This is a genomic window from Nocardia sp. JCM 38205 (assembly GCF_058222935.1).
Window position 1 is genome coordinate 176,569 of record NZ_JBYHFL010000004.1, and the last position, 26,094, is coordinate 202,662.

The 26,094-nt window shown below is 69.7% G+C and carries 19 protein-coding genes; 13 read left to right on the top strand and 6 right to left on the bottom strand.

What is annotated here, in order from left to right:
- Positions 1-49: 49 nt before the first annotated feature.
- The gene (locus tag AC4HOU_RS16420; protein ID WP_195019873.1) at positions 50-460 is read left to right on the top strand and encodes a DoxX family protein; all 411 of its coding nucleotides are present in this window, start codon (positions 50-52) and stop codon (positions 458-460) included.
- Here AC4HOU_RS16420 and AC4HOU_RS16425 read toward each other — a convergent pair.
- Both AC4HOU_RS16425 and AC4HOU_RS16430 read right to left on the bottom strand, forming a co-directional pair.
- Complete coding sequence (locus AC4HOU_RS16425) at positions 435-3,788, bottom strand: ATP-dependent helicase (RefSeq protein WP_490724729.1); 3,354 nt, start codon at positions 3,786-3,788, stop codon at positions 435-437. The two genes, AC4HOU_RS16420 and AC4HOU_RS16425, sit on opposite strands and share 26 nt — an antisense overlap.
- Entirely contained in the window at positions 3,785-8,167 is a 4,383-nt protein-coding gene (locus AC4HOU_RS16430) for a PD-(D/E)XK nuclease family protein (protein ID WP_490724846.1), read from the bottom strand. Before AC4HOU_RS16430 ends, AC4HOU_RS16425 begins: the two co-directional genes overlap by 4 nt.
- Before the next feature lie 97 nt (positions 8,168-8,264).
- On the opposite strand from AC4HOU_RS16430, the gene AC4HOU_RS16435 reads away from it, so the two are divergent.
- The 9 genes from AC4HOU_RS16435 (at position 8,265) to AC4HOU_RS16475 (ending at position 20,786) form a co-directional block, all read left to right on the top strand.
- On the top strand, positions 8,265-9,041 hold the full coding sequence (locus tag AC4HOU_RS16435) for an alpha/beta hydrolase (protein WP_163809555.1): 777 nt from the start codon (positions 8,265-8,267) through the stop codon (positions 9,039-9,041).
- Positions 9,041-9,358, top strand: coding sequence for an MGMT family protein (locus AC4HOU_RS16440; RefSeq protein WP_490724730.1), 318 nt, complete (start codon positions 9,041-9,043; stop codon positions 9,356-9,358). The genes AC4HOU_RS16435 and AC4HOU_RS16440 overlap by 1 nt, the downstream gene beginning before the upstream one ends.
- Before the next feature lie 71 nt (positions 9,359-9,429).
- Positions 9,430-10,173 (top strand): VOC family protein, encoded by a 744-nt coding sequence (locus tag AC4HOU_RS16445; RefSeq protein WP_163809553.1) that lies wholly within the window; start codon positions 9,430-9,432, stop codon positions 10,171-10,173.
- 105 nt (positions 10,174-10,278) lie between these two features.
- Entirely contained in the window at positions 10,279-12,039 is a 1,761-nt protein-coding gene (locus tag AC4HOU_RS16450; RefSeq protein ID WP_490724731.1) for an NTP transferase domain-containing protein, read from the top strand.
- Between the two features lie 376 nt (positions 12,040-12,415).
- Positions 12,416-16,150 carry a nitrate reductase subunit alpha gene (locus AC4HOU_RS16455; RefSeq protein WP_195019878.1) on the top strand — a complete coding sequence of 1,245 codons (3,735 nt, stop codon included), beginning with the start codon at positions 12,416-12,418 and terminating at the stop codon, positions 16,148-16,150.
- A 10-nt stretch (positions 16,151-16,160) separates the two neighbouring features.
- On the top strand, positions 16,161-17,903 hold the full coding sequence (narH, locus tag AC4HOU_RS16460) for a nitrate reductase subunit beta (protein ID WP_228815608.1): 1,743 nt from the start codon (positions 16,161-16,163) through the stop codon (positions 17,901-17,903).
- A gap of 187 nt (positions 17,904-18,090) precedes the next feature.
- Positions 18,091-18,771: a nitrate reductase molybdenum cofactor assembly chaperone gene (gene narJ / locus AC4HOU_RS16465; RefSeq protein WP_194990662.1), complete on the top strand. Its 681-nt coding sequence runs from the start codon at positions 18,091-18,093 to the stop codon at positions 18,769-18,771.
- Complete coding sequence (gene narI, locus AC4HOU_RS16470; protein WP_163809548.1) at positions 18,768-19,526, top strand: respiratory nitrate reductase subunit gamma; 759 nt, start codon at positions 18,768-18,770, stop codon at positions 19,524-19,526. Before narJ ends, narI begins: the two co-directional genes overlap by 4 nt.
- Positions 19,527-19,784: 258 nt before the next feature.
- Positions 19,785-20,786 (top strand): alpha/beta hydrolase, encoded by a 1,002-nt coding sequence (locus AC4HOU_RS16475; RefSeq protein ID WP_490724732.1) that lies wholly within the window; start codon positions 19,785-19,787, stop codon positions 20,784-20,786.
- 12 nt (positions 20,787-20,798) lie between these two features.
- Here AC4HOU_RS16475 and AC4HOU_RS16480 read toward each other — a convergent pair whose 3' ends face one another.
- The 3 genes from AC4HOU_RS16480 to AC4HOU_RS16490 all read right to left on the bottom strand — a co-directional run bounded on the left by AC4HOU_RS16480 (position 20,799) and on the right by AC4HOU_RS16490 (position 23,060).
- A complete protein-coding gene (locus AC4HOU_RS16480) occupies positions 20,799-21,437 on the bottom strand; it encodes an NUDIX hydrolase (RefSeq protein WP_490724733.1) in 639 nt (212 codons plus the stop codon).
- A gap of 162 nt (positions 21,438-21,599) precedes the next feature.
- Entirely contained in the window at positions 21,600-22,682 is a 1,083-nt protein-coding gene (locus tag AC4HOU_RS16485; RefSeq protein WP_490724734.1) for a CapA family protein, read from the bottom strand.
- Positions 22,683-22,700: 18 nt separating this feature from the next.
- Positions 22,701-23,060 carry a VOC family protein gene (locus AC4HOU_RS16490; protein ID WP_163809543.1) on the bottom strand — a complete coding sequence of 120 codons (360 nt, stop codon included), beginning with the start codon at positions 23,058-23,060 and terminating at the stop codon, positions 22,701-22,703.
- A gap of 172 nt (positions 23,061-23,232) precedes the next feature.
- Here AC4HOU_RS16490 and AC4HOU_RS16495 point away from each other — a divergent pair, with 172 nt between their 5' ends.
- Positions 23,233-23,688 (top strand): VOC family protein, encoded by a 456-nt coding sequence (locus AC4HOU_RS16495; protein WP_163809541.1) that lies wholly within the window; start codon positions 23,233-23,235, stop codon positions 23,686-23,688.
- A gap of 79 nt (positions 23,689-23,767) precedes the next feature.
- Entirely contained in the window at positions 23,768-24,103 is a 336-nt protein-coding gene (locus AC4HOU_RS16500) for a TfoX/Sxy family protein (protein ID WP_163809539.1), read from the top strand.
- A gap of 164 nt (positions 24,104-24,267) precedes the next feature.
- Here AC4HOU_RS16500 and AC4HOU_RS16505 read toward each other — a convergent pair whose 3' ends face one another.
- Positions 24,268-25,641, bottom strand: coding sequence for an MFS transporter (locus AC4HOU_RS16505; protein WP_490724735.1), 1,374 nt, complete (start codon positions 25,639-25,641; stop codon positions 24,268-24,270).
- A gap of 38 nt (positions 25,642-25,679) precedes the next feature.
- On the opposite strand from AC4HOU_RS16505, the gene AC4HOU_RS16510 reads away from it, so the two are divergent.
- Positions 25,680-26,069, top strand: coding sequence for an ArsR/SmtB family transcription factor (locus tag AC4HOU_RS16510; RefSeq protein ID WP_195019884.1), 390 nt, complete (start codon positions 25,680-25,682; stop codon positions 26,067-26,069).
- Positions 26,070-26,094: the final 25 nt, after the last annotated feature.

The following is a 26,094-nucleotide window of genomic DNA, read 5'->3' on the forward strand; positions in this document are numbered from 1 at the left end:
GACGAGGTGGGCCTGCCGCCGCGGTGGATACCCGCTTAGAGTGAGCGGCATGGCAGTTTCCGAGTCCACCGCACCCGATACCAGCCGCAAGCCGGCGCTGCTCATGGCAGCGGCGCTGTTCGGAATGGGTGTGCTGCATTTCGTGGTCCCCAAGCCGTTCGATTCGATCGTGCCGCCCAAGCTGCCGGGCCGGGCGCGCGGCTACACCTACGCCTCGGGGGTGGCCGAGATCGGCGTGGCGACAGCGCTCGCGGTGCCGCGCACCCGGCGCCTGGGCGGTCGGCTGGCCGCCGCGCTGTTCGTCGCGGTGTTCCCGGCGAACATCCAGTTCGCGGTGGATTCGATGAGCAGCTCGAAGGCGAGTTGGCCGATCAAGCTGATCTCGGTGCTGCGGCTGCCGTTGCAGATTCCGATGATCACCACCGCCCTGTCGGTCAGCCGGCGGGCGCCGCGGATCTGATCAGCTCGGTCAACTCGCTCGCGCCCGGCAGATCGACCGGCGCGACGGTACGGCCGCTGCGCACATAGTGGAACGCGGCGCCGATCCGGCCGAGCAACTCGTCGGGATCGGCGCCGGTGCGCGCCGCCGTCAGCCGCGCCCAGGCCAGACGGTAGACGGCGAGCTGCACCGCGACCGCTTGTTCGTCGGCTGCATTCGGTTCGGCGCCGGTCTTCCAGTCCACGACGGTCCAGCGGCCGTCCGGTTCGGCGAAGACCGCGTCCATCCGGCCGCGGATCACGGTGCCCGCGATGGTGGTTTCGAACGGCACCTCCACCTCGATGGGGCTACGGTGCGCCCAGCGCGAGGACAGGAAGGCCTCCTGCATGCGGGCGAGTTCGGCGTCGGCGCTATCGGCGGTGTCGGCCGCGCCGGGGAGTTCGTCCAGGCCGAGCAGACCATCGGCGGCGAACCAGCGTTGCACCCAGGCATGGAAGGCGGTGCCGCGCCTGGCCAGCGGATTCGGCGGATACGGCAGCGGACGGCGCAGCCGGGCGGCCAGTCGCGCCGGATCGGCGCGCAGCTCCACCAGCGCCGTCGCGGGCAGGCTGCTCGGCAGTTCCACTTCTTCGGCGACGCCGGTGGCGCTGCGATGTTCGGCCAGCAGGGCTTCCACATCGGCGGCCCAGCCATCGGGGTCGTCGTCGTCCTCGGGTGTCACCGGGTCGGCCGCCAGTTCCGCCATCGCGGCGCGCACCAGCTGCGCACCCTGTTCGATCGGGGCGCGGCGGCGGCCCAGCGGATCGCGTGGCCATGGCGCAGTGGGCGGGTTGTCGGTGAACGGGTTGACGGCGTCGGGTTCGGGCGGATCGTCCCAGCGGGCCAGTTCCGCGGCGCCGTGGGCCGGACTGTCCGGATCTTCGACGGCTTGTTTCAGTTCGAGCAGGAAGTCCGACGGCCCCTTGACCGACGGGCTCGAATCCGACCAGTAGTGACCCGAAACCAGCAGCATGCGTTCGGTTCTGGTGAGCGCGACATAGAACAGCCTGCGGTCCTCGTCGAGGCGGCGGCGGTCGAGTGCGGCCTTGTGTTCCTTGATGGCACGGTCCAGATCGGCCCGGTCGTAGAGGTCGGTCAGGTCGAGGACCGGCACACCGTCGGCGCCGTCGTCGGCGCGGGCGCGGTCACCGCGCAGCGCGGTGGGCAGTTCGGCGAGGGCGCCGAGCCAGCTGCCGGAGGCCTTGCCGGACGGGAACACATCGCGCACCACATGCGGTACGGCGACGATCTCCCATTCCAGCCCCTTCGCCGCGTGCACGGTGAGCACCTGCACGCGATCCTTGGCGACCTCCACCTCACCCGGTTCCAAGCCGTTCTCCACCGATTCGGCGGCGGTGAGGAAGGCGAGCAGACCGCTCAGCGAGGCTCCGCTGTCCCCGGCGTAACCCGCGACCACTTCGGCGAAGGCGTCCAGATGTTCCCGGCCCGCGCCCGCACCGGACATGGCGCGGCGGGCCTGGGTCTCGACGCCGACTCCGATGGTGCGTTCCACATCGGCGACCAGCTCGGTCAACGGCTGCCCGCTGCGTTCACGCAGAGCGGCCAGTTCGCGTCCCAAGGCGACGATGCGGCGGTAGCCATCGGGCGAATACTGTTCGGCCGGGCCGGGGTCGGCGATGGCGTCGGCGAGCCCCGCCTGCTCCGCCGGTTCCGGGGCGACCTCGCGCAGCGCGACGGCCAGGGCCGCGCCGTCGGTGATATCGCCGGTGGCCGCGGTGCCGCGTCCGATCGACAACTCCCTGGCCCGCCCGGCCAGCGCCGACAGATCCGAGACCCCGATGCGCCAGCGCGCACCGGTCAGGATGCGCACGGCCGCGCTGCCCGCGCCGGGTTCGGCGATCAACCGCAGGGTGGCGACGACGTCGGCGACCTCCGGGGTGGCCAGCAGGCCGCCGAGGCCGACGATCTCCACCGGCAAGCCCTGCTCACGCAGGGCTTCGGCGATCGGCGCGGCGTCGGCGTTGCGGCGCACCAGCACCGCTGACGTCGGCGGCTGCTCGCCCGCGTCGTGGCGGGCCTGCCAGTCGGCCGCGATCCGGGTGGCGAACCACTCGCGTTCGGCGGCCACGGTGTCGGTGAGCGCCAACGCCACCGTGCCCGGTTCGGCGGCGGGCTTGGCGCGCAATGCGTCCACGGTGACCCCACCGCCCTCGATCGCCTTGCGGCGCAAGGGTTCTGCCACCAGATTGGCCAGCGCCAGCGCCTCGGGCGGATTGCGCCAGCTGGTCAGCAGCGACAGCGTCGGCGCGGGAACTCCGGGTGCGGCGGGAAAGTCGGTGGCGAAACGTGGGAGGTTGGCCGCGGAAGCCCCGCGCCAGCCGTAGATGGACTGCATGGGATCGCCCACCGCGGTCACCGCGGGGCGGTCGCCGGTTCCGGTGCCGCCGAACAACGCCGCCAGCAGGATGCGCTGGGCGTGGCCGGTGTCCTGGTATTCGTCGAGCAGGACCAGCCGGAAACGCGCCCGTTCGGCCGCACCCACCTCGGCGTGCTCGGCCGACAGCCGCGCCGCGAGCGACATCTGCGCCCCGAAGTCCAGGGCGCCGCGCCGGCGCAACGCCTCACCCAGCTGCCGCACCAGCGGCAGCAGTGCCACCCGCTCACGCTGCACCTTCAGGATCTTCAGCAGTTCCTGGCTCGGGCCGCCGCGCTGGCGCGGACCCGCGGGCAGGGTGTGCACCAGCTTCTCGAGTTCGGTATGCGCCTCGGCCAGTTCCTCCGGCTCCACCAGATGTTCGGCCAGCTGCCCCGACAGCGCCAGCACCGCCTCGGTGACCGAGACCGGCGTGCGCTCGGTGTCCAGATCGCCGTCCCAGGTGCGCACCACCTGATGGGCCAACTGCCACAACTGTGTCTCGGTGAGCAGCGTCGCCGAGGGTTCCACCGGCAGCAGCAGGCCGTGTTCGGTCAGCAGCCTGCCCGCATAGGAGTGGTAGGTGCTGATCTCGGGTTCCGCACCGGCCAGCGAGGCGCGCATGCCGCCGCTGGGATCGAGTTCGCGCAGCAGCGGCGCCCCAGCGAGCCGGGCCAGCCGGGTGCGGATACGGGTGGTCAGCTGCTGGGCCGCTTTTCGGGTGAAGGTCAGGCCGAGCACTTCATCGGGCAGCACCAGGCGATTGGCGACCATCCAGACCACGCGCGCGGCCATCGTCTCGGTTTTGCCCGCCCCCGCACCCGCCACCACCAGCGTCGGCCCGGGCGGGGCCGCGATCACCGCGGCCTGCTCGTCGGTGGGTGGCGGCAGGCCGAGAGCCTCGGCGAGCTGCCACGGCGTGACCCGCGCACTCATTCGTCGGTCACCTGGCGTCCGGTGTCCTGGACCGGGCAGCTGCCGGCGACGGCGCAGTGCCGGCAGCCGTCATTGCGCATGGCCAGATAGCTGGGCCCCTTGGTGGCGGCCGCGGCGTCGTGGATGGTGCCGCGCCAGGTGTGCAGGGCTTCGCCGTCGAGGGGTTGCTGGGTGCGCTGGGTCGCGCCGTCGCGGGTGTGCGGTTTGGCGACGTAGACGAGGCGGGCGCCGCCGGGTTCGCCGAGCTCGAGGTGCGGGTCGCCCCGATCGGTGGGCTCGCGTTGTTCCGCCGGTTCGCCGGCGAGGCCGCCGGCCTCATCGGCACGGTTCTCGATCTCGCTGCGCCCGTCGACCTCGGCGTTCCCGTTGATATCCGTGGCGGCGGCGTCGAGATCGCTCGGCTCATCGGCGGATTCACCGGAGAGGGCGTCGAGCGCGCCGAACGCGGCGGCGACCTGGTAGGTCGCCAGCTGGGCATGGTCCTCGACGGCCTTGACCGAGACCGGGTTCTTGCCGGTCTTCACATCGACGATGACGAAGCGGCCCTGGGCGTCGCGTTCGAGGCGGTCGACGCGGCCGCGGATACGCACCGGCGGCTCGTCGTCGGAGCGCGGCGGAAGCACACAGTCCACCGGCACCTCGATGCCGACCTGGGTGAGTTCGCCGCGGGTGTTGTCGACCCAGGCCAGGAAGGTTTCCAGCATCGCTTCGGTGCGGCGGCGCTCCTGCCGGGAATGCCAGCCCTGATCGCCGTCCACCGAGTCCCAGACCGCCTGGAGCGCGGCCCGCACCTGGCTGGTCGGCACCTTGCCGGCCAGGGCCTGGACCAGGGTGTGCACCAGGTTGCCCTTGACCGCGTGCGGATTGTCGCCGTCGGTGCCGCCGTGGCGTTCCAGCGCCCAGCGCAACGGGCAGGTACGCAGCAGTTCGACCGTCGACGGTGAGAGCGCGACCGCGGATTCGTCGTCGTCCCACAGGGGGCGCTCGGTACTGAGGTCGGCGGTGCCGTACCAATCGTCGGGCGCGGTACCGCGCACGCCCGCGTCCGCGAGCCGGGCGAGATGGCGGGCGGCCCGGCGACGACGCTGTGGATCGGCCTCGGGATCGCAGACCACCCCGCGCAATTCGGCCACCAGCGAACCCATCACCAACGCGCGGCCCGGATCTTCGACCGGCAGCGCGCCGGGTTCGCCCTCATCGTCGTGGCCGAGCAGTTCGGCCAGGAACCGCGAGGGCACCAGATCACGGTCGCCCGTGACCGATTCCACCGCGGTGACCAGCAGTGATCGGCGGGCGCGGCTGCATGCCACCAGCAGCAGCCTGCGCTCCTCGGCCAGGATCGGGGCCGCCCGGCTCATCCGTTCGCCCTCGGTGAGCACTCCCGCGGCGACGTCGACCAGATCCTCGGTGTGCAGCAAGGTGCCGCGCGGACGCGGATCCGGCCAGATTCCCTCCTGCACCCCGGCGACGGCCACCACCTCCCATTCCCGTCCTGCGGCGGCGTGCGCGCTGAGCAGCTCCACCGCCTCGACGGGACTGGTGCGCACCGACGTATCGTGCGGAATCTCCTGATGCAGCAGGTATTCCACGAAGCCCTCGATGCCCGCGCGGGGCAGCCGGTCGACGTAGGCCGCGGCGGCATCGAACAGGGCGACCGCCGCATCCAGATCCCGATCGGCCTGCGCACCGGCGGCACCACCGCGCTCGGACTGCGCGACCCAGCGCCGCTCCAACCGCGATCCGGTCCACAACGCCCAGAGCACGTCTTCGAGCCCGCCCCCGCGCCGTCGTGCCTTCCGTGCCCGATCCAGTGCGGTCAGCGCCCGCCGCAGCGGAGCGGATTCGACCTCGGTGAGGCCCGCGAGGATCCGCTGGTCGCCGACGCCGAGCAGCAGATCGCGCAGCACCTCGGCGGAGGACTGTTCGGAGGGCGAGGCGCCGCGCGGTGGATCGGGCCGCAGGTCAGCCGGATCGCGTGTGGCGTCCGCATCCGCATCGTCAGTCTCCGTGCTGAGCCCGTAGCGGTCCGCTTCGCGATCGAAGGGATCGAGATCGATGCCGTACCAGTCGGCGTCGGCCGACAGGCGCGAAGCTTGTTCGATCGTCCACTCGGGGGTGATGTCGGCGTCGATCGGGTCCGGCGGCGGCAGCTGGTCATGGTCGTGCGGGACAAGCGCATCGGCGGGAATGTGCAGCTCGGTATCGGCCGGATCCGGGGGCGGCGGCAGGTCGGGTGGTTCCGGAGCGAGCAGGTCGGCAGGGCCCGGAACGAGCGGGTCGGCCGGAAGATGGAGAGCTGCGTCGGCCGGATCCGGGAGCAGATCGTCCAGTTCTGTGTGGGGATCACCAGGGGCCGAAGGGGTTTCGGCGTCGGAGGACCACGGCGCGTCACCGTGACGGGTGGCGGCGCGTTCCAGGCCGAGTGCCGTGCGGCGGATACCGCGGCGCAGCCGGCGCAGGGCGATCTGGTCGGCGGCGCCGAGCGGGCCGGACAGCAGGTCGAGGGCGTCGTCGGGGGTGAACAGCGCTTCGTGGCGATGCGGCGTCCCGGCCGGGTCGGCGCTCGTCGCGGCCTCCGAGGCGAGGATCGCGCGCAGCGACGACAGCATCCAGGCCGCGCCGCGCCGCCGCGCCAAGGGGGTGTCGAGGGCGGGCTGGCGCACCGGCACGCCCGCGGCCAGCAAGGCGCGGCGCAACGGCGGCAGCGACAGCGGGACCGAGCGCACCACGACCGCCATGCCCGACCACGGCACGCCGTCGGTGAGGTGCGCGCGCCGCAGATGGTCGGCGATCAGCGCCGCCTCTTTCGCCGGCGTGGCGAGCACCCGGACCCGGACATCGGCGCCGGCGTCGGGCGCGGTGTCGGCCTGGGCATCCACCCTCGGGCGTTGTGGTGCGCTGCCGGGCAACCGGGACGCGACCCGAGCGACCGCCAGCCGCACCGCGGGCACCGATCGATGGTTCTCGCGCAGCACAATGCGCTGACGGTCCGGCACGTCGAGGTCGACCAGGAAGCGCGCATCCGCACCACGAAAGGCGAACACACCCTGATCGGGATCGCCGGCGACGACGGTCATGGTCGCGCCCGCGCTCAGCACCCGCACCAGCATCGCGGCCTGCGGGTCGAGATGCTGGGCGTCGTCGACCAGCAGATACCGCAACCGATCTCGTTCGGCGGCCAGCAGCTTCTCATCGGTGGCCAACGCGTCCAATGCCGCACCGACGAGTTCGGCCGCGTTCAGGGCGGGCGCGGATGCCTCCGGCGCGGCCACGCCCACCGACCAGCGCAGCAGCATCGCCTGCTCGTACCGCGCGGCGAACCGGCCCGCCGCCACCCATTCCGGCTTATCGCGCTCACGTCCGAGCCGGATCAGATCCTCCGGACCCAGTCCCCGTTCGGTGGCCCGCAGCATCAGATCACGCAGCTGATCGGCGAAACCGGCGAGTCCGAGCGCGGGATGCAGCCGCTGCGGCCATAGGTGGGTCGCGCCGTCGGCGATATCGATCAGATCGCCGCGCAACATCTCCCGCAACACGGCATCCTGCTCCGATCCGGTCAGCAACCGCGGCGGCGGATTGCCGTGCGCGACGGCATGGCGGCGCAGCACGGCGAAGGCATACGAGTGGATCGTGCGCACCAGCGGTTCCCTGGTCGCACCCGGCACCCCGACGAAGTGCGCGGCCCCGGACCCGGCGGCAGCCGACCCCGCATCGACGGGCTCGCGGACACCCGCGGACGCCTGCCCCGCATCGGCGGCCCGCACAGCACCGGAGGAATCGCCACCTTCGTCATTCGGCGCGGACCCCGCGGCCCGCGCCCGGTCGAAGGACTCCGTTACCTGGGCGCTCGACGGTTCCTCCGCGGCGTCCGGCCCGGCGCGGCCGCCGGTTTCCGGACGGTGCGGACCGTCCTGCCCCATCCCGTCGCCGGCATCCAATGCCGCGTCCAGCTCGTCCAGTGCGAACAGCCCCGCGTCATCCCAGGGCGCCTCCGGGTCCGGCGGCGGTTCGAACAGGCTGTCGCCCGGTCCGGGATCGTCCGGCGGGGAGGCGGGCTCCGTTGGTGGGATCTCCGGCGGTGCCGACAGTCGCGCGGTGATCGCATCGCGCACCGCCGCGGCCGCGTTTTTCGAGTGGGTGAGCAACAGCACGGACTCGGGGTCGGCGCCCGCGGCGATGCGGTCGGCGGCCAGGTCGACCAGCAGGGCGGTCTTGCCGGTACCGGGGCCGCCGAGAACCTGCCATACGCCGGTGCCGGGGCGGATGCCGCCCGGGTCGGCGGCGGCGGCGAACAGCGCGCGGACCTCGGCGCTCCAGACCCTGGGTCCGGGCGCCGCCACTTTCCGGCGAACCAGCCGCACGGCGTTATCCGATCGCACCACGGGGGCTATTGCAACAGACGAGGCCGACACTCCCGATGGCGGCGCCGCGCCGCCTGGTGCTGCGACGGAATTGGTCAACGGTCAAAATGTCATCGTGTCCCCACTCCACGTTCACCGTTTCGGCCCGAGCACCGGTCCGGTGGTCCTCGCCCTGCACGGGGTGACCGGCCACGGCAGGCGCTGGGCCGACCTGGCCGAACGGCTGCTGCCCGATGTCCGGATCGTCGCCCCCGACCTGCGCGGACACGGTCGTTCCACGTCGCTGCCGCCGTGGAATTTCGAGACGATCGTGCACGACCTGGTCGAGCTGCTGGCTGATGAGACCGATGAGCCCGTGGTGCTGGTCGCGCATTCCTTCGGCGGCGCCTGCGCCCTGCATCTGGTGCACAACCATCCGCAACTGGCCCGCAACCTGGTGCTGCTCGATCCGGCCATCGCGCTGGACCCGACCCGGCTGCACGAGATCGCCATGTCGACGCTGGCCTCCCAGGACTACGACGACGTCGAGCAGGCCAGGATGGACAAACTGCATACCGGCTGGGGTGATGTCGCGCCCGAGCTGTTGCAGGCCGAACTGGACGAACACCTGATGCCCACCGCGAACGGACGAGTGGGCTGGCGGATGAGCCTGCCAGCCATCAACTCCTATTGGGGCCAGCTCGCTCGCCACTACGTGCTGCCACCGCAGCACCTGCCGACGGTGCTGGTGCAGGCCATGAAGGTGGACCCGCCGTTCGTCACGCCAGAGTTCCGGGAGGCGCTCACCACCCATATGGGCCCGAACCTGACCGTGCACGAATGGGATTGCGACCACATGGTGGCCCAGGCACTGCCCGAGCGGACCGCCGAACTGATCCGTTCCGTGCTCTGATGCCGACCAGCGATGCCGAGATCGAACGCGTCCGCGAGTTGGTCGCGTCGATCCCGCGCGGGCGGGTGGCCACCTACGGCGATATCGCCGCGGCGGCGGGTCTGTCGACGCCACGCACCGTCGGCTGGATCATACGCACCGATTCCGCCGATCTGCCCTGGCATCGGGTGCTCGGCGCCGCCGGCCGCCCCGCAGCGCACCTGGCCGACAAACAACTGCGGCTGCTCACCGCCGAGGGTGTCCCGGTGCGCGACGGCCGGGTGGATCTGCGCGTCGCCCGCTTCACCTTCCCCGACGAGCCGACTCCGGGGTCCTGACGACCCTGAGCAGCACGCCGGGTAACACGCAATCCACCCCTCCCGGGCGAATGTGCGGTTACCGTGGACACATGACCACCCGTCTCGCGTGTGTGGTATTCGATGCGGACCAGCCACGTATGGTGGCGGATTTCTGGGCGCGACTGCTCGGCTGGACGGTGACGCTGGACCGCCCGGGTGAAGTCGACGTCGCGGGGCCGGACGCCGCCGGCTCCGACCTCGCGCTGACCTTTGTTCCCGCCTCCCGCGCCAAGACCGGTAAGAACCGGATCCATCTCGATGTGGCCAGCCGATCCACCGACCACCAGCGCATGCAGGTCGATCGTGCGATGGCCCTGGGTGCCCGCGCGATCGACATCGGGCAGGGTGCCGTGCCGTGGACCGTGCTCGCCGACCCGGAGGGCAACGAGTTCTGCGTCCTGGAGCCGCGCGAGGAGTATGTGGACACCGGCGCGGTGGCGGCGATCGTGGTCGACACCTTCGATCCGCAGCGGCTCGCGCAATTCTGGTCGGTCGCCTCCGGGTGGCCGATCTCGCGGGCCGGATCGCCGGTGACCGGCCTGCGCTCGCCGACCGGTCTCGGGAGCTGGCTGGAATTCGTCGAGACCTCCGAGGCCAAGCAGGGCCGTAACCGGTTGCGCCTGGACGTCGCGGCGTTTCCCGCCGACGACCCGACCGCCGAGATCGCCCGGCTCAGGGCCGCCGGAGCGCGCACGATCGAACCCTCCGGCGCCGAACCGGGGCTGCCGCTGGCCGACCCCGACACCAATGAGTTCTACCTGCTCGCACCCGACTACGACGGTTCGGCGCTCTGAACCCGCCTCCGGTGCGCACAGACCGTCGCGGCGCGCGCGGCATGGCCGCCCGGGCTCGTCGAACTAGCATGGACCCATGTCGAACCACAGCGAGGGCCGCGGCCGGTGACGGCCGCTGACGCGATCGTGCTCGCCGGGGGCCGGGCGAGCCGGATGGGTGGTGTCGACAAACCGGCGATCGTGATCGGGGGCCGGTCGATGCTGCATGTCGCGCTCGACGCGGTCGCGGGCTGCGGGCAGACCGTCGTCGTCGGGCCCCGCAGGCCCGAATTGGATCCGAACGTCTGGCAGGTGCGTGAGGTGCCGCCGGGCGCGGGACCGGTCGCCGCGATCGGCGCCGGTGTGCGCGCACTCGGCGCCGGAGCCGCCCCGCGCATCGTGGTGCTCGCAGCGGATCTGCCGTTCCTGACCGAGTGGGCGGTGGCCGATCTGCTGCGGCGCAGCGATCAATCGGGCGCCGACGCCGTGTTCGCGGCCGACGAATCCGGCCGCCCGCAGTACCTGATCGGCGTGTGGCGCCGCGACGCGCTGGCCGCCCGGCTCAGCCGCCTGGATTCACTGGTCAACCAACCGATGAAGGCCCTCGTCCCGGACGACACGGTGATGGTGCGGTTGAACGGCATCACCGACTGCGACACCGACGAGGAGGTGCGCGCGGCACGGGCCGTCATCGACGGTGGGCGTGCCCCCGGTCATCAGCCGCCGCCGTCGACGCTGGAGGATGCACGACAAACGTTGCGCGACAACCTCTCCCGGCTGACCTCCTACCACACCGAACTGTTCGAAGTCGCCGGCGCGGCGCTGGCCGCGCCGATCCGGGCGGCGGGGCCGCTGCCGCGTTTCGACGTCTCGGCCATGGATGGTTACGCCGTCGCCGGTGACGGTCCGTGGCGTCTACGCGCCGACATCGGTTTCGCCGGTGGCCAGCGCCCGGTCGGTCTGCTCCCCGGTGAGGCGGTGCGCGTCGCGACCGGCGCGCACGTCCCCGACGGCACCACCGCTGTGCTGCGTGACGAGTTCGCCGAGGTCGGCGACGACCACTACCTGCGCCGGCTGCCCGATACCCCGGTGCGCGGCGATATCCGCCATCGTGGCGAGGATCTGGAGCGCGGTGATCTCATCGCCGAGGAGGGCACTCCGGTCACGCCCGCGCTGATCTCCACCGCCGCCGCCGTCGAGATCCCCGAGGCCGCGGTGCGCGGGCCGGTCCGGGCCCGAATCGTCATGACCGGCGATGAGATTCGCGCATCCGGCCCGTTGCACGGCGGGCAGACCCGCGATTCCATCGGACCGATCCTGCCGCATCTGCTGGCCCGGCACGGTATTCGCACCGTCGACCGGGTCCACCTGCGCGACACACCGCACGGCTTCGACGAGGTGCTCACCGGCACCGAGGGTTTCGATCTGCTGGTCGTGGTGGGGGCGACCGGTTCCGGCGCCGCCGATCAACTCCGGTCCGCGCTGCGTCGCGCCGACGCCCGCATCCTGGTGCATCGGTTGCGGCTGCGTCCTGGCGGCTCGACCGTCGTCGCGGAGCTGAACTCGGGCGCGACGGTGCTCGGTCTGCCCGGCAACCCGTTCGCCGCCGTCGCGGTGCTCACCGCCCTGGCGGGCGCGGTGGTCGAGGGCCGCACCGGCGCCCATCCGGCGCGAGCACTGCTGGGACCGCTGCACAATGCGAGCGAGATCGCGGGCCCGGTCGCGCGGATCGTCCCCGCGGTGGCCGACCCGGGCGGCGGCTGGCGCGGCGAACCCGCGGTCCGCACCGCCCACCTCGGCGGGCTACTCGGCCACGACGGGCTCGTCATCGTGCCCGCCGATGCCCGTGACGGTGCGCTGGTCGAGTTCCTGCCGCTGCCGGGCTGAGGTACGCCGCCGCATCCGGTTCGCGAATCCGCGGAATTATCCGAATCCGGCAATTCATGCGCGAATAGGAGTGGTGCCCGCCACTTTCGCTGTGTTAACAAATGTAAAGCGACCGAGAAGCGGCGGTTTCCAAAGCTTCACCGATAGGCCGAAAACCGGCGGTCGGCACGCTGTCCGACAGCGACGGATGCCACGTTTTCCCAGGTCGCCCCCGCAATCGAGGTGCCGAACGCACCCCGCGGAATGACAACCGGATTGCGCTCACCTCACAGCTCACCGGCTTGCACTGAGCGCTGTGAGAGATTCGTTTGGACGCCGGTCGCCGCCTCCTTACAGTCGGGACATCAGCCCGATTTCACCGCTCGAAGGGGGCGTCGTGGTTAATTCACGCACTCAGGGTTCCGCGCCCTCCGATCCGGCTCACCGGCCCGACGCCGGCGACGCTCTCCTGCGGCTGGGCAAATACTTCCACCGCGGCGAAATCTCGGCCGACCACCGCACCGTGCACAAGACCGGCGGCCGCAGCGCCGACGAGTTCTACCGCGACCGCTGGTCCCACGACAAGGTGGTGCGCTCCACCCACGGCGTCAACTGCACCGGCTCGTGTTCCTGGAAGATCTACGTCAAGGACGGCGTGATCACCTGGGAGTCGCAGCAGACCGACTACCCCTCGGTGGGCTCGGACAAGCCCGAGTACGAGCCGCGCGGCTGCCCGCGTGGCGCGTCGTTCTCCTGGTACACCTACTCCCCCGCCCGGGTGCGCTACCCGTACGTGCGCGGCACCCTGCTCGAGCTGTACCGCGAGGCCAAATCGCGGCTCAAGGACCCGGTGCTGGCGTGGGGGGAGATCGTCGAAGACCCCGCAAAGGCCAAGGCGTACAAGGCCGCTCGCGGCAAAGGTGGGTTCGTCCGCGCGGAGTGGTGGGAAGCCGCCGAGATCGCCGCCGCCGCGCACGTCTACACGATCAAGCAGTACGGGCCCGACCGGGTCGCAGGCTTCTCGCCGATTCCGGCCATGTCGATGGTCAGCCATGCGGTGGGTGCGCGGTTCATCTCGCTGCTCGGCGGTTCGATGCTGTCGTTCTACGACTGGTACGCCGACCTGCCGGTGGCCTCACCGCAGGTCTTCGGCGACCAGACCGACGTGCCGGAATCGGCCGACTGGTTCGACGCCGGTTACCTCATCATGTGGGGCTCCAACGTCCCGGTGACCCGGACCCCGGACGCGCACTACATGACCGAGGCCCGCTATCGCGGCCAGAAGGTCGTGGTGGTCTCCCCCGACTACGCCGACAACACCAAGTTCGCCGACGAATGGGTGCCCGCCCGTCCCGGCACCGATGCCGCGCTGGCCATGGCCATGGGTCATGTGGTGCTCAAGGAATTCTTCGTCGAGAAGTCTACCCCGCGCTTCCTCGATTACATCAAGCGCTACACCGATCTGCCCTACCTGATCACCCTGGACGAACGCGACGGCGTCTTCGTGCCGGGCAAGTTCCTCACCTCCGCCGATCTCGGCAGCGACGCCGAGGCCGCCGAGTTCCGCACCGTGCTGCTGGATGCCGACGGTAATCCGGTGGTGCCCAACGGTTCTCTCGGCGACCGCTTCGGCGAGGACGGCACCGGACGCTGGAATCTGGACCTCGGGGACGTCGATCCCCTGCTGACCCTGCACGGCCGCACCGACGACGCTGCGGCCGTGCAGTTCCCGCGCTTCGACACCGACACCCCTGGTGTGCTGACCCGTGGCGTGCCGACGATGTTCCTGGCGGGCAAGCGCGTCACCACCGTCTTCGACCTGCTGCTCGCGCAGTACGGCGTGGCCCGCAGCGGCCTGCCCGGCAGCTGGCCCACCGGTTTCGACGACCCCTCCGAGCCCTACACCCCGGCCTGGCAGGAGGCGATCACCGGTGTGCCCGCCAAGCAGGCGGCCCGCATCGCCCGCGAATTCGCCGATAACGCCGATCGTTCCGGCGGTCGCTCGATGATCCTGATGGGTGCGGGCACCAACCATTGGTTCCACTCCGATCAGATCTATCGGGCGTTCTTCACCTTGACGCTGCTCACCGGCTGCCAGGGCGTCAACGGCGGTGGCTGGGCGCATTACGTCGGCCAGGAGAAGTGCCGCCCGGTGACCGGCTGGTCCACACTGGCTTTCGCGACCGACTGGCAGCGTCCGCCGCGGCAGATGCAGGGCACCGTGTTCTGGTATCTGACCAACGATCAGTGGCGCTACGACCCGTTCACCTCCGACACCTTCGCCTCCCCGCTGGGCGACGGCCGGTTCACCGGCCGCACGGCCGCCGACAATATCGCTCTCGCGAGCCGTCTCGGCTGGATGCCGACCTATCCGACGTTCGACCGCAACCCGCTCGATCTGGCCGACGAGGCCGAGCAGGCGGGCAAATCGCCGGCCGAGCACGTCGTCGACGGGCTGAAATCCGGTGAGCTGAACTTCGCCTGCGAGGATCCGGACGCACCGGAGAACTTCCCCCGCGTGCTCACCGTGTGGCGGGCCAACCTGCTCGGCTCCTCGGGTAAGGGCAACGAGTACTTCCAGAAGCATCTACTGGGCTGCGGCTCCAACCTGCAGACCTCCGATGCCACCGGCGTGCGTCCGCAGGAACTGACCTGGCGCGAGGAAGCGCCGACCGGCAAGCTGGATCTGCTGCTGTCGCTGGATTTCCGGATGACCAGCACCACGCTGTTCTCCGATATCGTGCTGCCCGCCGCCACCTGGTACGAGAAGCACGATCTGTCCTCGACCGATATGCACCCGTTCGTGCACGCCTTCTCCCCCGCCATCTCCCCGCCGTGGGAGGCCAAGACCGATTTCGACGCCTTCCACCGCATCGCCCGCGGCTTCTCCTGGATGGCGGAAAAGCATCTCGGCGTGCGCAAGGACATCGTCGCGGTGCCGTTGCAGCATGATTCGCCCGACGCCATGGCCCAGGCCGGTGGACGTGTACTGGACTGGAAAGCCGGTGAATGCGAACCCGTTCCGGGTAAGACCATGCCGAAGCTGGTGGTCGTCGAACGCGATTACAGCAAGATCGCGGAGAAGATGGCCGCGCTCGGGCCGCTGGTGGAGACCCTCGGCCTGACCACCAAGGGCGTCACGACGCTGCCCGATCAGGAAGTCGAATACCTGGCCGGCATGAACGGCACCGTGGTCTCGGGCGTGGCGCAGGGGCGTCCGTCGCTGGCCAAGGACACCCACGCCGCCGAGGCCATCCTCGCGCTGTCGGGCACCACCAACGGCCGGCTCGCGGTGGAAGGTTTCGAGGCGCTGGAACGGCGCACCGGCACCGAAATGGCCGATCTGGCCGCCGAACACGAGGGCAAGCGGATCACCTTCGCCGACACCCAGGCCCGCCCGGTGCCGGTGATCACCTCACCGGAATGGTCCGGCAGCGAGACCGGTGGCCGCCGCTACTCCCCGTTCACCATCAACACCGAACGGCTCAAGCCCTGGCACACCCTCACCGGACGCCAGCACTTCTACCTCGACCACGACTGGATGATCGAACTCGGCGAACAGCTGCCGATCTTCCGGCCACCGCTGGATATGACGGCGCTGTTCCGCGAGCCGAATGTCGGCGAGGTCGGCGAACGCGGCGTCACGGTGCGCTACCTGACCCCGCATTCGAAGTGGTCGATCCACTCCGCCTACCAGGACAACCTGCACATGCTGACGCTCTCGCGCGGCGGGCAGACGATCTGGATGTCGGACAGGGACGCCGCCAAGATCGGTGTGGCCGACAACGATTGGATCGAGGCGATCAACCGCAACGGTGTGGTCGTCGCCCGCGCCATCGTCAGCCACCGGATGCCGGAGGGCACCGTGTTCATGTACCACGCCCAGGACCGGGCGGTGGACGTGCCGCGCATCGAGGGCCCGGATGACAGCGCGGCCTCCGGTAAACCGTTCAACGGCAAGGGCAAGCGCGGCGGTATCCACAACGCGCTCACCCGGATCATGATCAAGCCCTCCCACCTCATCGGCGGCTACGCCCAGCAGTCGTTCGCCCTGAACTATCACGGGCCGACCGGAAACCAGCGCGACGAAGTCACCACCATTCGTCGACGCAGCCAGAAAGTGGAGTACTGACATGCGCGTCATGGCACAGCTGGCGATGGTCATGAACCTCGACAAATGCATCGGCTGCCACACCTGTTCGGTCACCTGCAAGCAGGCCTGGACCAATCGCGGTGGCACCGAGTACGTCTGGTTCAACAATGTGGAGACCCGGCCCGGTCAGGGCTATCCCCGGCAATATCAGGACCAGGAGAAATGGAAGGGCGGCTGGGCGCTGAACAAGCGCGGCAAGCTGACCCTGAAGTCCGGTTCGCGGATGAAGCGGCTGCTCAACATCTTCGCCAACCCGGACCTGCCCACGGTGGAGGACTACTACGAGCCGTGGAGCTACGACTACGACAACCTGCTGTCCTCCCCGCCCACCGACACCACGCCGGTGGCGCGACCGAAATCGCTGATCACCGGCGAGGACACCAAGGTCACCTGGGGCGCCAACTGGGACGACGACCTGGGTTCGGGTCCTGAGCAGGTCGGTAAGGACCCGCTGCTCGACAAGCTCGAGAACAAGGTGAAACTGGAGTTCGAAGAGACCTTCATGTTCTACCTGCCGCGCATCTGCGAGCACTGCCTGAATCCTTCGTGTGCCGCCTCGTGCCCGTCCGGTGCGATCTACAAGCGCGCCGAGGACGGCATCGTGCTGGTCGACCAGGACAAATGCCGTGGCTGGCGCCAGTGCATCACCGGCTGCCCCTACAAGAAGATCTACTTCAACCACAAGACCGGCAAAGCCGAGAAATGCACCTTCTGCTACCCGCGCGTCGAGGTCGGCATTCCGACGGTGTGCTCGGAGACCTGCGTCGGGCGGCTGCGCTACATCGGCGTGATGCTCTACGACGCCGATGCCGTGCTCGAGGCCGCCTCGGTCACCGACACCAAGGACCTCTACCCGTCGCAGCTCGGGGTGTTCCTCAATCCCCACGACCCGCGGGTGATCGCCGAGGCCGAACGGGCCGGTATCTCGCCGGATTGGATTCAGGCCGCGCAGGATTCGCCGGTCTACAAGCTGATCGTCGATTACCAGATCGCGCTGCCGCTACATCCGGAATACCGCACCATGCCGATGGTCTGGTACGTGCCGCCGCTGTCGCCGGTGGTGGACGTGCTCTCGGAGACCGGGCACGACGCCGAGGACGCGGGCAACCTGTTCGGCGCCATCGACGCGCTGCGGATCCCGGTGGAGTACCTGGCCGAACTGTTCACCGCCGGTGAGATCGGCCCGGTGCGCGCTTCTTTGCAGCGGCTGGCGGCCATGCGCTCGTTCATGCGGTCGGTGAACCTCGGCATGGAGCCCGACCCCTCGATCGCACCCTCGGTGCGGTTGGAGCCGGAAGAGATCGAGGCCATGTACCGGCTGCTGGCCATCGCCAAATACGAGCACCGCTACGTCATCCCCCAGGGCGCGACGTCCAAGGCGCACGAACTGGATTCGCTGGCCACCGGCTGCTCGCTCGACACCGACGGCGGGCCGGGTATGACCGCGTTCGACCAGATGGTGGAGAAGTTCAGCCTCACCGACACCAATCAGGCCGCACCCGCAGAGAAGTCGGGGCGGATCAATCTGCTGAACTGGGATGGGAAGAGCACCTCGGGCTTGCTGCCGAGTGCGAACGGGAGCGCGGGCTCCGGTAACGGCAACGGTTCGGCCGGCAACGGTCACGCAGGGAACGCAGCCGCGGGCAACGGAACGAACGGCCATGCGGTCGACGGCACCGCGGGCGACGAACTCGCCGACACCGCGGGTAGCGCGACGGGCGGGCGGCCATGACCGGCAGGCAGTCCTGTGACTACCCGGTGAACGCCCGTCCGGCCGTAGCGATCCTGTCGGCGCCGGGCCGGGCCATTGTCGTCGCCGGGGCGGGGCGCGGCCCGCTCGACTCACTGTCTGCAGGGGCTCGGGCACATACGGCCGTGCCCGCCCGGACGGCGCGGACTCGCACAATGGGAGGCTCACCATGGCGCTGCTGAAGATCCGGCGGCGACCAGAACCGGTTGTCGCCCTGAGTGATCGAGATAGGCGACTGGTGTGGCGGACCGCCGCGCTCCTGCTCGACTACCCGAGCGCGGACACTTTCAAGGTGCTCGACCAGCTGGCCGAAGCGGTGGCGCAGCTGCCCGACGCCGTGCGGTCCCCGCTCGAGGCCGTGGTGCTGCATCTGCGGACCACTCCCCCGCTGGAACTGGCCGCCCAGTATGTCGAAACCTTCGATATGCGCCGCCGCGCCAGCCTGCACCTGACCTTCTACGCCTACGGCGACACGCGTAAACGCGGGATGGCACTGCTGCGGTTCAAGCACGCCTACCGGCACGCCGGGGTCGAACTCGGTGACGAGGAACTGCCCGACCATCTGCCGGTGCTGCTGGAATTCGCGGCCACCGTCGACCCGATCGGCGGTGAGCGGCTGCTCGGCGAGCACGTGCCGGTGCTGGAGCTGCTGCGACTGTCGTTGTCGGACAGCGGTTCCCCGTATGCGGGGGTGCTGGCGGCCGTCGTCGCCACGCTGCCGCCGCTGACCACCGCCGATCGGCGCAAGATCGCCGAACTCGCCGCCCAGGGCCCGCCGGAAGAAGAGGTCGGGCTCGACCCCTTCGCCATGGATCCCACGATGTTCGAACAAGCCGAAGGCCGACGATGAACGCACCACTGCACCTGCCGACCGAACTGTGGCTGATCCTGCCCTACATCGCCTTCACCTCGTTCGTGCTCGGTCACATCTGGCGCTACCGCAACGACCAATTCGGCTGGACCACGCGGTCGTCGCAGGTGTACGAGAGCCGCCTGCTGCGGCTGGGCAGCCCGCTGTTCCACTTCGGCATGGTCGGCGTGTTCGGCGGGCATGTGCTCGGTGTACTGATTCCCGAATCGTGGACCGAGGCTGTCGGCATCAGCGAGCACACCTACCATCTGATCGCGGTCGGCGCGGGCTCGGTGGCGGGCCTGTCGGTGCTCGCCGGCGTCGGCATCCTGCTCTACCGCCGTTTCACCGTCACCGCGGTCCGCAAGGCCACCACCGGTAACGACAAACTCATGTACGCCCTGCTCACCGCCGCCCTGGTGACCGGCCTGATGAACACCTGGGGCGCGAACCTGCTCTTCGGCACCTACAACTACCGCGAAACCGTCTCCCCCTGGTTCCGCAGCCTGTTCACCCTCAACCCCCAGCCCGAACTGATGGTCGACACCCCCTGGCCGTTCCAGCTGCACGGCCTCGTCGTCCTCACCCTGGTCTTCCTGTGGCCCTACACCCGCCTGGTCCACATGTTCAGCGCGCCGATCGGTTACCTGGTGCGGCCGTATGTGGTGTATCGGAGCAAGGAAATCGCCGCGCCGGACAAGCGCCGGTACTCGCGGGCCTGGGATTCACCGGTCACGCCGGAGCGGTGGCGGTAGAGCCGGCCAACGCAGCCTCTTCCGTTTACGAGGTCGCGCACTGGGCTACCGCTTCTAGATCCGACCGAGTTGGCCCACCGAATCGAATCCTGCGATGACCGGGACACCCTGTACCGATGGCTCGACCGGTCACTGGCGGTCGAGGACGTCGAGCAGCTGTTCCACGGCTGAACATCACAGTGCGCGGGCTGATCCGCCCCCGCGAACACGCCCGTCATTGCGGCCGACGCGCCGGGACCACGTGATACAACACCAGTCATGTACCGGCTTCCGCGATGCCTGGTGGTCCTTCTCGCGCTCGGCGCGCTTCTGTTACCGACCGCAGTGGTGGCGGTGATATTCCCGGCTCCGGCGGCCGCCGCGCCCGGTGAATCGGCGATCCTGTCAGTGCGTCCACTGGGTGGGCGCCAGCTGGAGGTGGTGGTCCATTCGGCGGCCATGAATCGGCCGATCACCTTGTGGATGTCGCATCCGGGTGCGGGCGCCCCGACGTTGTATCTGCTGAACGCGGTGGACGGCGGGGAAGACGGCGGGCCGTGGACGCGGCGCACCGATGTGGCGCAGTTCTTCTCGGACAAGCACGTCAACGTGGTGGTGCCGATGAGTGGGCGGGCCAGTTACTACACCGACTGGCTGGCCGACGATCCGGTGCTCGGCCGCAATCAGTGGGAGACGTTCCTGAGCCGGGAGCTGCCACCGCTGCTGGCCGAGCGCTTCCAGACCTCGGGGCGCAATGCCGTTGCGGGACTGTCGATGTCGGCTACCTCGGCGCTGAACCTCGCGATTCGCTCACCGGGTCTCTACCAGGCTGTCGGCGCGTTCAGCGGTTGCACCCGCACCAGTGATCCGATGGCAGTGGCCACCGTGTTCACTCAGCTCGGCGTGTTCGGCGCCAATGCCGCCAATATGTGGGGCCCGCCCGGACATCCGGCGTGGGCCGAGCACGATCCCATGCTGCATCTGGATCGCTTGCGCGGGCTCGCGGTCTATGTCTCCTCCGGTAACGGCGGCCCGGGCGTGCACGAAACCCTGGCCTCGCCCGATATCAACGGCAACCCGATCAAACTGGCCGATCGCATGCTCGTCGGCGGTGCGATGGAAACCTTCGTCAACGGCTGCACCCGCCCGCTCGTGGACAGCCTCGTCGCGCAGCGCATTCCGGCGACGGTCAACCTGCGCCACGGTACGCACGCGTGGGAGTACTGGCAGGACGATATGCACCAGTCGTGGTCGGTGTTCGCCCCCGCGCTCGGGGTGTAGGAGTTCGTCGCGTCATTCCCAGGCGAAGCGGGGCTGTTCGATGTGATCGACCCTGGTATGCCTGCGATGCAGCGCCACCTCACGGAACTGATACATGATCGCCGCCGTCGGAGCATGCAGGTGACCGCCGAGCAACGGCAATCGGATCAGCGGCCGCTCGGACCCGGGGATGCGGCCGAACTCGGGCGCCACATCCAGTTCGGTGAACGAGATGCGGTGCACGATGGCCACTTCGGCGGGATTCGGCAGCACACCAGGATCGGCACCCACCCACACGACCACCGGCGTCATGATGTAGCCGGATCTGGTCGGGTAGTCGTCGAGCAATCCGAGCACGTCGGATCGTTGCAGTTCGACGCCGAGTTCCTCGTGCAGTTCGCGCAGGGCCGCCGCGATCGCATCCTCACCGGCGTCCAAGCGGCCGCCGGGCAACGCGAACTGGCCGGCATGAGCCCGCAGCGTTGGTGCCCGTTCGGTCAGCCAGATCCCCGGGCCTTCCGACGACGTCACGACGGCGATGGCCACCGCGGCGGGCTTGTGACCATCCGGCTCGACGGCTCGGCGGGCGAAATGGCTCATCGCGTCGGCCAGTGCGGTTCTGGTGTCGCCATCGGGCTGGGCCGCCCACCGTGTCACACTGCCGTCGGACATCAACGCACCTCACCGTCGTTCGAGCCACTCCGGCCGCACCAGTGCGGATGCTGTCGGCATCCTGGTCGGCCGGTATTCATCCGACGATAACGCCGTTCGTGTCGGCGCGAGCACCCGGACGTTCGCTGGATGGGACCCCACCGCGCCCGCTCCCCGCACCGCTCAGATCGTCAGCAGATCGTCCGCATCGAGATGGACCCGCGTCCCGAACCGGGCACTGATATCGGCGAGCCGATCCCGCAACCAGCGCGCCTGAACGCCGCCGGCGCGTCGCAACCGCATCCGTCGCACGGACAACGGCAGCATCCGCACCGTGGGCTCGCCGCCGACGGTGACCAGGTACAGCAGGCGCAGATCCGGGCGGTACGTCTCGTGACCGCCGATGCCCTCGTAGTCATCGATGACGTCTCCGCACCCGTACAGAATCGGTTTGCCGCGGTACACCTCGATCGGCCGCGGATGGTGCGCCGAATGGCCGTGCACGATGTCGACGCCCGCACGGATCAAGCGGTGCGCGAATTCCTGTTCGCTCCTGCTGATTCCGTAGCCCCAGTTCGGCCCCCAGTGCACCGACACGATCAGCACGTCACCGGGTCGCCGATGGGCCGAGAGCTCGCCGGCGATCTCCTCGGCGCTGCGTGCGCCGGGATGATCGATCCACCACAGTCCAGGGCGGTCCGGACCCGCCGCCCACGATGCGGGCACCCCGCTGGATCGGGCCCCCACCGACACGACCAGCGCGCGGCGTCCCTGCGCCAGCGGCAGGATCGCCGGAGCCCGGGCGGCCGCCAGGTCCCGGCCCGCGCCCACCGCCCGGATCCGCGTCCGCGCTAAGGCCTCGAGGGTGTCGAGCAGGCCCTGCCGTCCGAAATCGAGGGCGTGGTTGTTGGCGAGCGCGCAGGCGTCGGGCGCGATCGCGGTGAGGGCCGCGATATTGCCCGGATGCATCCGGTAGTGAATGCCCTTGTCCGGCTCGAAGCTGCCGTCGGCGGTGATCGCGGTTTCCAGATTGAGAATTCGGATGTCGGGTGCGAGCTCGTCGAGGATCTGCGGCACCTCACCCCACGGCCAGTCGGCGGCGACGGGTCGCGGAATGGGGCCGTTGACCCGCTCAGCGGCGGCGACGTACTGCCTGGCGTCGCGCACCCAGGACTCGCGCAGCTCGGGCCGGCCGGGTCGCGGCAGGATCTGGTCGACGCCACGGCCGAGCATGACGTCACCTCCCAGCAGCACCGCGACCGGCATGGCGCCTCCCGCAGCAGATCAGTCCAGGTCGTAGGCGGTGGGGTGCAGCGGCTCGTAGAGGCCGATCTCGCCCGCGCCGGGCACGGTCAACCGGGTGACGCGGCCCCATCCGGCTTCCTCGACCTCGTCGGCCACCTCGACGCCTTTGGCGCGCAGCTCGGCGATCGTGGACGCGAGGTCGTCGCACATCAGATACATCTCGCTGCGACCACCCCCGGCCGGCCCGGTGGGATGCACGGCCAGCTCGGCGGGCGGCGACTTGAAGATCAGCCAGCCGTGCCCGGCATCCACATGCGCCAAGCCGAGCACGTCACGGAAGAACGCGCGCGCGGCCTCGGCGTCGCTCGCGTAGAGGATGGAATGCGCACCGGTGATCATGTCGAAACGCTATCAGCGCGGGTGTGCGGTCGTGGTCGTTTGCGCACCTCGCCGACCTGCAGCGGAGCCGAACGAAAAAATTCTTCGAGAATCGACCGAGATGTGTCGAGGAGGTCGAGTCGGCTCCGACTACGGGATGACAGCACGTCACACCCGAGCAGAGGAGAACATCATGTCCAGCGTCAACACCTTCCTGTGGTTCGACAACGCGGCCGAGCAGGCGGGCGAGTTCTACGCGTCGGTCGTGCCGAATTCGCGGGTCGTGGAGGTCACCCGCACCGACGGCGGGGCGGCCTTCACCGTCACCCTCGATCTCGGCGGGCACGCGGTCACCTTGATGAACGGCGGACCGGGACACCCGCACAGCGACGCGGCGTCATTGCAGATCGTCGTCGACACCCAGGACGAGGTCGACCGGCTGTGGGATGCCCTCACCGAGGGCGGCGAGCCGGGCCCGTGTGGCTGGCTCACCGACCGCTACGGGCTGTCGTGGCAGGTGGTGCCATCGGTGCTGCCCAAGCTCATGGGCGGCGACGATCCGGCCAAGACCATCGCCGTTGGGACGGCCCTGCGCACCATGTCCAAGATCGACGCGCGGGCCTTGCAGGACGCCTACGACCGGGCCTGATTCCGGCGTTCCGGCGAATCCCGGCCCCGAATCCGATCGGGTCCGGGATGTGTCGGTGCCCGGGTCCACACTGTGTCCCATGGCATACGACGAGGAATTGGCCGAGCGCATCCGCGACCTCATCGAGCCGGGCCCCACGGTCGCCGAACGCAAGATGTTCGGTGGTCTGTCCTTCCTGGTCGGCGGCAATATGGCGCTGGCCGTCAGCGGGAAGGGCGGCCTGCTGGTCCGGGTCGGGTCCGAACTCGGCGAGCAGCTCATCGACGATGACGCCGTCCAGCAGGCGGTGATGGGTTCCCGGGAGATGACGGGCTGGGTGCGGGTGGCGGCGACACACGTCGAGGACGAGGCCCGTCTACGCGAATGGGTGGACCGGGGCGTCGAATTCGCCCGTTCGCTACCTCCCAAGGATTGATCAGGCGGTTTCGACGCGGGCGCGCAGATTCTCGGCGAACGCCCGGGCCGCCTGACCGGGCCCCGCCCCCTCGGAGCCCGGCGCTCAGCCTACCCGGCACTCGCTGTGCCCGGTGACCGGAACGCCGTTGTGACTGCGAGGGTTCGGGGCCGTGCGGTTCGTTCTCAACCGGCGAGGGCGAGTTCGCGACCGGACCGGCTCGGCCAGCGCGGATGTTCGGCATCGATGACGAACTCGTGCGTGTGCTGGTACAGCCGCTCGCTCACCTGGATGGCGTCGGCCAGCCGGGCCGGGTCGATGGTGCCCACCTCGTGCAGGTGGGTGATCACCGCCGGATCGTGCCGCGGCCAGGCGCGCAGTGCCACGGCGAGCCCGGCGGCGGCGAACACGGCCAGCGTGACCCAGGTGAGGGTGAAACCGGCTGTGGTGCTGAGCCATCCGGTGATCGGGTAGGTGAGCAGCCAGGCCACGTGGGAGAGCGAGAACTGGGCGGCGAACAGGGCCGGGCGATCGGCCGGCCGCGACGAACGCCGCAACACCTGGCCGGTCGGGGTCAGTACCGCGGCAGTACCCGCGCCGATCAACGCCCATACCGCGAGCACTGCGCCCCAACGCCATTCGCCTCCGGCAGCCATCGACAGGGCGATCGCCGCTCCGAGGCCCGCGAGCAGGGCGGCCGCGCCGATGAGCATGACGGGCCGGGCGCCGACCCGATCGAGGATGCGGGGCAACGTCAGCGCGACGAGCGTGGTGCCGAACCCGTTGGCGGCCAGCAACATGGCCACACCCGACTGGGTGCCGCCGAGCGTGTCGCGCACGTAGTTGACGGTGTTGACCATGACGACCGAGCCCGCCGCGGCGACGACCAGGTTCAGGCCGAGCAGCCCGCGCAGCCGCGGAGTGGCGGCGAAGATGCGCATGCCCACCGAGATCCGCTCGAGGAACGAACTGTCGCCTGCGCTGCCCGCCTCGGGTATCCGGGTCGCGATCACCAGCAGAGCCGAGACCACGAAGCCGATCGCGGTTCCGACGAACAGCCAGTGGAAGCTCACCAGCGCCAGCGCCGCCGCGGCGAGCATCGGGCTGAGTAGCGTCTCCATCGTCGCGGCCAGCTGCGCGGCCGACAGCGCACGGGTGTACTGGCGCTCATCGGGCAGGATGTCGGGAATGATCGCCTGGTAGGTCGGGGTGTAGGCGGCCGAGGCGGTTTGCAACACCGCGATCAGGACGTAGATCTGCCAGATCTGATCGATGAACGGCAGCGCCAGCACCACCAGCGCGCGGATCACGTGCAGCCCGACGAGGAACGTCCGGCGCGGCAACCGGTCGGCATAAGCGCCCACGATCGGCGCCACCGTCACATAGACCAGCATCTTGATGGTGAGCGCGATACCCAGCACCGCCGCCGCATCGGCGCCGGCGAGTTCGTAGGCGAGCAGACCGAGCGCCACCGTGGTGAGCCCGGTACCGAACAGGGCGGTCACCTGGGCAGTGAACAGCCGCAGATAGTCGCGGTTGGCGAACAACGAGGTGATCATCGGGCGCTCCTGCTTCCTACGAGGTTTATTATCTACGTATGGATGCAGATAGCAAGGAACTGCCGCCCCGTATTCCCGACGACGAACTCGACCTCGTCGTCGAGATCTTCCGCATGCTCGCCGACGGCACCCGAATCCGCGTCCTCTGGGCCCTGACCAGCGGCGAACGGTCTGTCAACGAACTCGCCGAGTACGTCGAGAAGCCTGCCGCATCGGTCTCCCAGCACCTGGCCAAACTCCGCATGGCCCGCCTCGTCCGCACCCGCCGCTCGGGAACGACGGTCTACTACAGCATCGAGAACGCCCACGTCCGGCAGTTGGTGATCGACGCGATCCACAACGCGGAGCACGCGGGGCCCGGGGTGCCGCCACACCATCGGGCGGATCCGGAGGTGCCGTCGATTACGCATCGAGTCGCCGACGGGTGACGTGAACGGCGGTCAGTCCAGGGGA